Here is an 8840-nt window from a genome sequence, read left to right as displayed (position 1 = left end):
GCGCTTTTGGCCACGCAAACGGCGATCGGTTACGAATGTGAGGCCATGGCCGCGTCATTTGCGAATGCTTCATTTTCGCGGCCGAATATGGCAGGGGACGCTGAAATGCCGCAAACAGCAGTTCATTGACAATCATGCCAGCCACCGAAGACACCACCATCCTCTCAGCCGCCGGCCCGGCGATCATCCTCGTCGAGCCGCAGCTTGGCGAGAATATCGGAATGGTCGCCCGCGCCATGGCCAATTTCGGCCTGGCCGAACTGCGCCTGGTCAATCCGCGTGACGGCTGGCCGAGCGAGAAGGCGCGCGCCGCCGCCAGCCGTGCCGACCATGTCATCGACGCCGTCAAGGTGTTCGACGATCTGGCCTCGGCGCTCGCCGACCTGAACTTCGTCTTCGCCACCACCGCCAGGCAGCGCGACGGCTTCAAATCGGTGCGCGGCCCGGTGGAAGCGGGCAGGATGCTGCGCGCCCGTCATGGAATGGGACAACGCACCGGCATCCTGTTCGGCCGTGAGCGCTTCGGTCTCTACAATGACGAGGTTGGCCTTGCCGACGAGATCGTCACTTTTCCGGTCGATCCGGATTTCTCGTCGCTCAACATCGCCCAGGCGGCCTTGCTGATGTCCTATGAGTGGATGAAGTCGGGCCTGGAGGACGAGACCAGGACGAACTTTACCGGCCCGGAGATGAAGCCGGCCAGCAAGGAAGAATTGCACGGCCTGTTCGCCTATCTGGAAGGCGCATTGGAAGCGCGCGGCTATTTCCGTCCAGCGCCGAAGAAGCCGAAGATGGTCGACAATCTGCGCGCCGTGCTGACGCGTGCCGGCTTTGCCGAACCGGAGCTGAAGGTGTTGCGCGGCATCATTTCCTCGCTCGACCGGTTTTCGCCGGCGATGCCGCGCGGTGATGGGTCACCGGGAGATGATCCGCGGCGTTTGCCCGCGGCCGCCGCGCGCGCCCGCAAGGCGGATGCGGCTGGCCAGATACCGGACGCAAACGGCGACGACACGGAACCGCCGCCGCTGGGCGGCAAGGGAACCGACAATGACTGAGCAGCCGATCCTGATGTTCGATTCCGGCGTCGGTGGGCTCACCGTGTTGCGCGAGGCGCGCGTCCTGATGCCCGACCGTCGCTTCATCTATGTCGCCGACGATGCCGCTTTTCCCTTTGGCGCCTGGGAAGAGCCGGCGCTGCGAACCCACATACTCGAACTGTTCGCCAGGCTGCTCGACAGGTTCAACCCGGTCATTTCAGTCATCGCCTGCAACACCGCCTCGACGCTGGTGATCGACGCGTTGCGCGACAGATTTCCCGGCCATCCCTTCGTCGGCACCGTACCGGCGGTCAAGCCGGCGGCCGAGCGCACCCGCTCCGGCCTGGTCTCGGTGCTGGCGACGCCGGGCACGGTGAAGCGCCAGTATACGCGCGACCTGATCAGCAAATGGGCGCGGAAATGCCATGTCCGCCTGGTCGGCAGCGACAGGCTGGCGGGCCTTTCCGAAGCCTATATGCGCGAGGGCTTCGTGGACGAGGAGGCCGTGCGCGCCGAAATCGCGCCATGCTTCATCGAGCGCGACGGCATGCGCACCGACATCGTCGTGCTGGCCTGCACGCATTATCCCTTCCTGGTCAATCGCATGCGCAAGACCGCGCCCTGGCCGGTCGACTGGATCGATCCGGCCGAGGCGATCGCACGGCGAGCCCTTTCGCTGCTGCCACCCATCGATGGGGCGTTGCCGCAAGGCGAACCCGATATCGCCGTTTTCACTTCGGGCAAGGCGGATTTCGCCGTCAGCCGGCTGATGCAGGGGTTCGGGCTGACCGTACACTTGGACGGTGGCAAAACCGCCCGCCACTCAAGCAGGCTCGAAGACGATGCTGCGTCGGCCCGGATCGGCCAGGGCCAGCTTTAGCGTCAGAGCATCGCCCTGTCGGAGCCCCGAGGCCTTTACGGTGGCAACGACAGGCATGTCGGCAAGCTGAACGCGCACGCCATGGTCGACGATGTCGGTGACGACTGCCTTGAACGTCTCACCCTCGCGGCCTCTGAGCATCACCGCTTCGGCAAGGTCGATGGCGGCATGGTTGATCTGCGAAGCCCGGCTATCGGCACGTCCCATCGCCTTCGGCAACCTGGCGAAGGCGTCGGTGACAGGCTGGGGCATGGGGTGGCCGTTGGCGATAGCCAGCGCGCAGCGCACGACGTAGCGATCGGCCAGTCGCCTGAGTGGCGCGGTTGAATGGGCATAGGTCGCCGCCATCGCCTCATGCCAGGGGACTATGCCGTCCTGATAGGGTTGATAGGACGCGCCGGGGCTTGCATGGCGGATTTCCAACATCAGCGTCGCTTGTCGCGAATCGGTCGGATCAAGGGTTCGCTGGTAGTCTTGCAAGCTGGTGGAAGTCGGCCAGGACAGTCCGAGAGCCTGTGCCGCGTTACGCAGTCTTTGAACCTTGAAACCATCCGGCCCCGACATCACCCGAAACAACCCGGTTTTGTGCGCCAACATGGCATCGGCAATCGCCATGTTGGCGGCCAGCGAGAGTGCGGCGTTGTCCTGCTCGGATTGCAGCAGCGGCCTGAATGAAAGCCGGTATGTGCCATCGGCAAGCCGTTCCACCTCCTGCTCCGGCGGGTCGACGCGGGAAGCGCCTCGGCGTTCTTCGTTTGCGGCCATGCGCCGCGCCATTTCGGCGAAGCCGGCCGGAACGTCCGAGGCTTTCACGCTGTCATAGGCGAGCTTCGCGCGGCTTTGAATGATTGCCCGCTCGGCGCCGTCCAGCTTCACCGCACCATCCTGCGCAACCCGGACCGTGAAGATGACAGCTGGACGCGGTCCGTCAGGCAACAGGCTGGCCGCACCCTCGGAAATCACCGGCGGGTAGAGCCCGGCCTTGCCGTCCGGCAAGTAGAACGTCTCGCCCCTTGTCCAGGCTTCGCGGTCTATCGGGTCGCCGTCCTCGACGAACCAGGCGACGTCGGCAATGGCATAGTGCAGCAGAAGATCACTGCCGCTCGTCTCGATCGAGAACGCCTGATCGAGATCGGTGGAGGCAGCCGGATCGAGCGTGACGAAGGGCATATCGGTTCGATCGGCGTGCTGGTTGGGTACGCGTTTGGCTGCCGCCTCCGCCGCGGCCATCACCTCGGCCGGAAACCCATCCGGCACGTGGAATTCGGTGCGGATTTTCGCCAGGCCGGTCGAGAGAGCCTGTGAGGGATCGGTCAGGGATTTCATTCAACCGTCCTACACTGGGGCCCCGGACACGGGAAGGCCGTTGGCGCTGGAACTGCCGCGCAGGCGCTGCGTTTCTCCTGACAGCGAAGGAGAACCCGTCATGCCAGCCACCTCGAAAGCCCAGCAGAAAGCCGCCGGCGCCGCACTCTCCGCCAAACGCGGCGAGACCAAGAAAAGCGAACTCAAAGGCGCGTCCAAGGGCATGTATGAATCGATGAATGAAAAGCAGCTCGAGGAATTCGCCGAGACCAAGCGGAAGGGATTGCCGGAGAAAAAATCCTAGCGTCGAACGCATCGAACCAGGGCTATCGCTTACAAACCCTGGAATGAAAATGGGCCAGCGACATTCGCTGGCCCGGGGATTGTGGCTTCGAACAGCCTTACCAGCGGCAGCGCCGTACTCTCTCGACAATCACCCTGCGATGGCCATGCCGCCACACCACTCGCTTCTTCACGATGATGCGGCAGACTTGCTTGTGGCCGTGCCAATGGCGCGCCATGGCCGGCTCCGGGGCCACCGCCATCGATCCTGCAAGCACCGCGGCGCCTGCCAGGGTAAGGAAAAACTTCTTCATGTAGTTTGGCTCCTCTAAGGTCCAGTCCCTTCCTGGTGCCGCTGGCGCTAACCTCCCGCCACATCCGGCATCGCATAACGCCCCGGACGCTATACGGTTGCGTTGCGCGGCGCCACTCGCAAGCTTGACAGCGGTTAAATCTGGGTTTAACCACCCCGCCAACGCCGGGCAGCGATGTCCGGTGTTTCTTTTGTATACGCAAGATTGGTCGGCCTGGTCTTTCCGATCTTGTTTGAACTGACGTGTCCCGTGGGTTTTCCGCCGCGTTGCGTGGGAAAACCCTGTCAGGTCTCGAAAACGGAGGCCAGAGGAGGGCGCGTTTCCTTCACCCGGACCATGAGGTGCCGGGTGTGTTGTTTTTGAAAAGGGAATGCGATGAGCAAGCGCGAATCCGCGAAATACAAGATCGACCGCCGTCTCGGCGAAAACATCTGGGGCCGCCCGAAGTCCCCAGTCAACAAGCGTGAATACGGCCCCGGCCAGCACGGCCAGCGCCGCAAGGGCAAGCTTTCCGACTTTGGCTTGCAGCTGCGCGCCAAGCAGAAGCTGAAGGGTCACTACGGCGACGTTTCGGAAAAGCAGTTCCGCAAGGTCTATGAAGAGGCCGACCGCCGCAAGGGCGACACCTCGGAGAACCTGATCGGCCTGCTCGAGTCGCGTCTGGACGCGGTCGTCTACCGCGCGAAGTTCGTGCCGACCATCTTCGCCGCCCGTCAGTTCGTCAACCACGGCCACGTCAACGTCAACGGCAAGCGCGTCAACATCGGCTCGTACCGCTGCAAGCCGGGCGATGTCGTCGAAGTGCGCGAAAAGTCGAAGCAGCTGGTCATCGTCCTGGAATCGGTCGGCCTCGCCGAGCGCGACGTGCCGGATTATATCGAAGCCGATCACAACAAGATGGTCGCGACCTTCTCGCGCATCCCCGGCCTGGCGGACGTCCCGTTCGCCGTGCAGATGGAGCCGAACCTGGTCGTCGAATTCTATTCGCGCTAAGCGAACGCTTTTTCTGCGATATCGGAAAGGCCGCCCTCGAGCGGCCTTTTTGTTTTCCGGCATCCGCTTTGCCGTTTCGATTTTCCGGCCAATGCGCTAATCCGGGCGGACGTCACATTCCGGGGCCGCCGCGCCATGAACATGCTGCCAGACATCGAAACGCTTGAACCGGCCGCCGAGGGCGGTTCCCACCCGCTGTTCGCCGATGTGCCGTCCTCGGTCGAGTTCAACAAACTGCGCAAGCGGCTGCTGCGGTTGACACGCCAGGCGATCGAGGACTTCGCGATGGTGAAGCCCGGCGAGCGCTGGCTGGTGGCGCTGTCGGGTGGCAAGGACTCCTACGGCCTGCTCGCCCTGCTGCTGGACATGAAATGGCGCGGGCTGCTGCCTGTCGACTTGCTGGCCTGCAATCTCGACCAGGGCCAGCCGAATTTTCCAAAAAATATCCTGCCCGACTATCTCGAAGCCAACGGCATCGCGCACCGCATCGAGTACCAGGACACCTATTCGGTGGTCACCGACAAGTTGCCGCAAGGCAGCACCTATTGCTCGCTCTGCTCTCGACTGCGGCGTGGCCACCTCTACCGGATTGCGCGCGAGGAGGGCTGTTCGGCCCTGGTGCTAGGCCACCACCGCGAGGACATACTCGAAACCTTCTTCATGAACCTGTTCCATGGCGGCCGTCTCGCCGCCATGCCGCCAAAACTGCTCAACGACGAAGGCGACGTCATGGTATTGCGGCCGCTGAGCTACTGCGCCGAGGTCGATCTGGAGAAGTTCGCCGCCGCGATGCGGTTCCCGATCATCCCCTGCGATCTCTGCGGCAGCCAGGAAGGCCTGCAGCGCAACGCCATGAAGGCGATGCTCGATGACCTGGAAAAGCGCATGCCCGGCCGCAAGGACACGATGCTTCGCGCCCTGTCCAACACCAGGCCGTCGCATTTGCTCGACCGAAAGCTGTTCGATTTCGCCGCCCTCAATGAAACCCTCGCGATCAGGCAAGGCATTTCCAATGACATTTGACGATACCGCGATTGACTGGCTGGCCGGGATTCTGGCCGAGGCAGCCCAGGCTGAAATCATGCCGCGCTTTCGCCGATTGAGCGACGGCGACGTCAGGCGGAAGACCTCCGCCGCCGACCTCGTGACGGAGGCCGATGTCAACGCCGAGCGGCTGATCACCGCCAGGCTGCGCGAGCGCTATCCCTCGGCCATGGTGGTGGGCGAGGAGGCTTGCTCCGACAATCCGGCGCTGCTCGATGGCTTGGGCGATGCCGAACTGGCATTCACCGTGGACCCAGTGGACGGCACCTTCAATTTCGCATCCGGCGTGCCGCTGTTCGGCGTCATGCTGGCGGTCGTGGTCAGGGGCGAGACGGTCGCGGGCATCATCCATGATCCGGTGGGCAAGGATTCGCTGATCGCCGCCAAGGGCGCCGGCAGCCATATCAGGCATGCTCATGGCAGCCTGGAGAAAGTCCATGTGGCTGCACCCGTGCCGATCTCGCAAATGACCGGCGCGGTCTCCTGGCAATATCTCGAGGAACCGGAGCGCTCACGCCTGGCGCGCAACCAGACCAAGGCGCTGTCGCAATTCGCCTATCGCTGCGCCGCCCACGAATATCGCTTGCTGGCGAGCGGACATGCGCATTTTGTCGTCTACAACAAGCTGATGCCCTGGGACCATCTGCCAGGCGTGCTGATCCATCAGGAAGCCGGCGGTCATGCCGCGCGCATCGACGGCAGCGCCTATCTGCCGTCGCATGTCGATGGCGGCCTGCTTGTCGCGCCCGACCAGGACAGCTGGCAGGACCTGCGCCGCGAGCTCTGGGCGGAATAGGTTGTACCGGTAGGCCCCGGCCGGCAGCAGATCAGTGCAGGTCGGTGACGTGCCCTGAAACAGGAGCGTTCTGCGGCTGGAACATCTTGCCGCGCTCGGCAATCAGGATCATCAGCAGTGCCGCGACCGAGACACTGCAGAAGCCGGCGGCCAGCGGCGTCACCGTGCCGTTGAAGGCCTGGCCGATCAGCGTGCCGAGAATGCCGCCGAGAAACGTCTGCATGAAACCCAGGATGGATGACGCCGTTCCGGCCAGTTGGCCAAGCGGCTCCATGGCCAAGGCGTTGAAATTGGCGCCAAGGCAGCCGAACGGCAGCATGGCGCTGGCAAAGAAGGTGATGAACAGCCAGAGCGGCATCTTCATTTCCAGGGAAATCACCAGCCAGGCCAGGCTGATCACCAGAAACAGCAGCAGCGCGCCCTGCGACAAGCGGCGCATGCCGATGCGGCCGACAAGGCGCGAGTTCAGATAGTTGGAGAAAGCGAGCACGCCGGCGACACCGGCGAAGATGACGGGAAACATCTCGCCGACATTGAAGATGTTGACGTAGATCTGCTGGGCCGAGGCGATGAACCCGAACATGGCGCCGAAGATGAAAGTGCTGGCGAAGGCATAGCAGAGCGCGATGCGGTTGGTGAGCACGATGCGGAAGCCGCCGACAATGGAGGACACCGTCAGCGGCCGCCGATATTCGGGATGCAACGTCTCTGGCAGGCGCAGCAGCGACCATGCCGACACGACCAGGGCGCCGACGGCCATGGTGACGAAGATCCAGTGCCAGGTCGCGAACAGCATGATGAACTGGCCGATGCCTGGTGCCACGACCGGAATGGCCATGAACACCATGAAGATCAGCGACATGACTTCGGCCATGCGCCGGCCGTCGAATGTATCGCGCACGATCGAGACCGCGATCACGCGCGTGGCGGCCGCGCCGATGCCTTGCACGGCGCGGCATATCAGAAGTGTCTCGAAGCTCGGCGCGATCGCGGCCGCGGCGGCCGCCGCCACGTAGATGATCAGGCCGGCCACGAGTGGCGCGCGCCGTCCGTAGCGGTCCGAGATCGGCCCGAAGAACAGTTGGCCGCCACCGAAACCCAGTATGTAGGCGGTGACCACATATTGCCGGTGGTTTTCATTCTCGACGCCAAGCGTGGCGCCGATCTGTTGCAGCGCCGGCAGCATGATGTCGATGGCCAGCGAATTGAGCGCCATCAGCGCCGCGCAGAGCGCGATGAACTCCCAGCGCGGAATGGGCAACTGGCTTGCCCAGGGCAAGGTGCTTGCCCCTTGCGGCGCTGATTTCTGCTGGTCCACGGCAAGTCCGATCTCTCAAACGAAAACGCGCCGGCGGGCCGGCGCATTGGCTCGTGCTGATCCCGGGATCCGGGACATAAATATCGCCGAGGTGGGTGAGCCTCGGTGCCCAGGCATGTCGACGACATGCCTTAACTTGAAATCAGGCGGCGCCTTTGACGCTCACGCCCTTTTCGACCAGGAACGTCTGCAACTCGCCGGCCTGGAACATCTCGCGGATGATGTCACAGCCGCCGACGAATTCGCCCTTGACGTAGAGCTGCGGGATCGTCGGCCAGTTGGAATAGTCCTTGATGCCCTGGCGCAATTCGGCGGAGTCCAGGACATTCACGCCTTTGTAGTCGGCGCCGATATAGTCGAGAATCTGGACGACCTGGCCGGAAAACCCGCATTGCGGAAAGCCGGGCGTGCCCTTCATGAAGAGGACGACGTCGTTGCCCTTCACTTCATTGTCGATGTAGTCGTTGATACCGCTCATGGAATATCCTTTCACGCCCGTGGGAGCCAGGCTCGAAGCATGTCTTTCAAATAAACCCATAGGGTGCCCGAAACAAGACTTTAGCCATGCCATCACTCGAATGGCGCAAAGAATGGGCTGTTTTGGGCCAAGCGTGTCGGCTGGAAATGCCTCAGTCGGGAACGCTGGTCTGCAGCGCCAGCGCGTGCAGCACGCCGCCCATATTGCCCTTCAGCGCATCATAGACCATCTGGTGCTGCTGGACGCGGCTTTTCCCCCGAAAGCTCTCGGCCACGACTTCGGCCGCGTAGTGGTCGCCATCGCCGGCAAGGTCGCGGATGGTCACTCTCGCGTCGGGGATGCCGTCCTTGATCAGTTTTTCGATGTCGCGGGCGTCCATTGCCATTGCAGAAA

At 63.1% G+C, this 8840-nt stretch carries 11 protein-coding genes; 6 read left to right on the top strand and 5 right to left on the bottom strand.

Features of this window, described 5'->3' with window-relative positions:
- The first annotated feature begins 134 nt into the window (after positions 1–134).
- Positions 135–1055, top strand: coding sequence for an RNA methyltransferase (locus FJ948_RS18185; RefSeq protein WP_140706749.1), 921 nt, complete (start codon positions 135–137; stop codon positions 1053–1055).
- The gene (gene murI, locus FJ948_RS18180) at positions 1048–1917 is read left to right on the top strand and encodes a glutamate racemase (RefSeq protein WP_140706747.1); all 870 of its coding nucleotides are present in this window, start codon (positions 1048–1050) and stop codon (positions 1915–1917) included. The genes FJ948_RS18185 and murI overlap by 8 nt, the downstream gene beginning before the upstream one ends.
- On the opposite strand, the gene FJ948_RS18175 is transcribed toward murI, so the two are convergent.
- Positions 1861–3243 (bottom strand): RNB domain-containing ribonuclease, encoded by a 1383-nt coding sequence (locus tag FJ948_RS18175; protein ID WP_140706745.1) that lies wholly within the window; start codon positions 3241–3243, stop codon positions 1861–1863. The two genes, murI and FJ948_RS18175, sit on opposite strands and share 57 nt — an antisense overlap.
- Positions 3244–3343: 100 nt before the next feature.
- On the opposite strand from FJ948_RS18175, the gene FJ948_RS18170 reads away from it, so the two are divergent.
- Entirely contained in the window at positions 3344–3526 is a 183-nt protein-coding gene (locus FJ948_RS18170) for a DUF3008 family protein (protein ID WP_015318153.1), read from the top strand.
- A gap of 97 nt (positions 3527–3623) precedes the next feature.
- Here FJ948_RS18170 and FJ948_RS18165 read toward each other — a convergent pair whose 3' ends face one another.
- Positions 3624–3818 (bottom strand): hypothetical protein, encoded by a 195-nt coding sequence (locus FJ948_RS18165; RefSeq protein ID WP_140706743.1) that lies wholly within the window; start codon positions 3816–3818, stop codon positions 3624–3626.
- A gap of 375 nt (positions 3819–4193) precedes the next feature.
- Between FJ948_RS18165 and rpsD the strand changes: the two genes are divergently transcribed.
- The 3 genes from rpsD (at position 4194) to FJ948_RS18150 (ending at position 6651) form a co-directional block, all read left to right on the top strand.
- Positions 4194–4811, top strand: a complete 618-nt coding sequence (rpsD, locus tag FJ948_RS18160) for a 30S ribosomal protein S4 (protein WP_013895883.1) — start codon at positions 4194–4196, stop codon at positions 4809–4811.
- A 135-nt stretch (positions 4812–4946) separates the two neighbouring features.
- Positions 4947–5834 (top strand): tRNA 2-thiocytidine(32) synthetase TtcA, encoded by an 888-nt coding sequence (gene ttcA, locus FJ948_RS18155; RefSeq protein WP_140706741.1) that lies wholly within the window; start codon positions 4947–4949, stop codon positions 5832–5834.
- Positions 5824–6651, top strand: coding sequence for an inositol monophosphatase family protein (locus tag FJ948_RS18150; RefSeq protein ID WP_140706739.1), 828 nt, complete (start codon positions 5824–5826; stop codon positions 6649–6651). Before ttcA ends, FJ948_RS18150 begins: the two co-directional genes overlap by 11 nt.
- Positions 6652–6682: 31 nt before the next feature.
- Here the strand turns inward: FJ948_RS18150 and FJ948_RS18145 are convergent, their stop codons facing one another.
- From FJ948_RS18145 to FJ948_RS18135, 3 genes are all read right to left on the bottom strand, one after another.
- Positions 6683–7906, bottom strand: a complete 1224-nt coding sequence (locus FJ948_RS18145) for a multidrug effflux MFS transporter (RefSeq protein WP_181173725.1) — start codon at positions 7904–7906, stop codon at positions 6683–6685.
- 205 nt (positions 7907–8111) lie between these two features.
- Positions 8112–8447 (bottom strand): Grx4 family monothiol glutaredoxin, encoded by a 336-nt coding sequence (grxD, locus tag FJ948_RS18140; RefSeq protein WP_013895877.1) that lies wholly within the window; start codon positions 8445–8447, stop codon positions 8112–8114.
- A 151-nt stretch (positions 8448–8598) separates the two neighbouring features.
- A complete protein-coding gene (locus tag FJ948_RS18135; protein ID WP_056562227.1) occupies positions 8599–8832 on the bottom strand; it encodes a BolA family transcriptional regulator in 234 nt (77 codons plus the stop codon).
- Positions 8833–8840: the final 8 nt, after the last annotated feature.

The organism is Mesorhizobium sp. B2-3-12 (assembly GCF_006442205.1).
Classification (GTDB): domain Bacteria; phylum Pseudomonadota; class Alphaproteobacteria; order Rhizobiales; family Rhizobiaceae; genus Mesorhizobium.
Note: the sequence above shows the minus strand (reverse complement) of the source record. Positions and strands in the feature narration are given on the sequence as shown.

What these genes read in the sequence shown, in the direction of transcription:
- FJ948_RS18135 (WP_056562227.1), bottom strand. Translation starts at nt 8,832, where the DNA reads ATGGCAATGGACGCCCGCGACATCGAAAAACTGATCAAGGACGGCATC.
- ttcA (WP_140706741.1), top strand. Translation starts at nt 4,947, where the DNA reads ATGAACATGCTGCCAGACATCGAAACGCTTGAACCGGCCGCCGAGGGC.
- murI (WP_140706747.1), top strand. Translation starts at nt 1,048, where the DNA reads ATGACTGAGCAGCCGATCCTGATGTTCGATTCCGGCGTCGGTGGGCTC.
- FJ948_RS18175 (WP_140706745.1), bottom strand. Translation starts at nt 3,243, where the DNA reads ATGAAATCCCTGACCGATCCCTCACAGGCTCTCTCGACCGGCCTGGCG.
- rpsD (WP_013895883.1), top strand. Translation starts at nt 4,194, where the DNA reads ATGAGCAAGCGCGAATCCGCGAAATACAAGATCGACCGCCGTCTCGGC.
- FJ948_RS18165 (WP_140706743.1), bottom strand. Translation starts at nt 3,818, where the DNA reads ATGAAGAAGTTTTTCCTTACCCTGGCAGGCGCCGCGGTGCTTGCAGGA.
- grxD (WP_013895877.1), bottom strand. Translation starts at nt 8,447, where the DNA reads ATGAGCGGTATCAACGACTACATCGACAATGAAGTGAAGGGCAACGAC.
- FJ948_RS18185 (WP_140706749.1), top strand. Translation starts at nt 135, where the DNA reads ATGCCAGCCACCGAAGACACCACCATCCTCTCAGCCGCCGGCCCGGCG.
- FJ948_RS18150 (WP_140706739.1), top strand. Translation starts at nt 5,824, where the DNA reads ATGACATTTGACGATACCGCGATTGACTGGCTGGCCGGGATTCTGGCC.
- FJ948_RS18170 (WP_015318153.1), top strand. Translation starts at nt 3,344, where the DNA reads ATGCCAGCCACCTCGAAAGCCCAGCAGAAAGCCGCCGGCGCCGCACTC.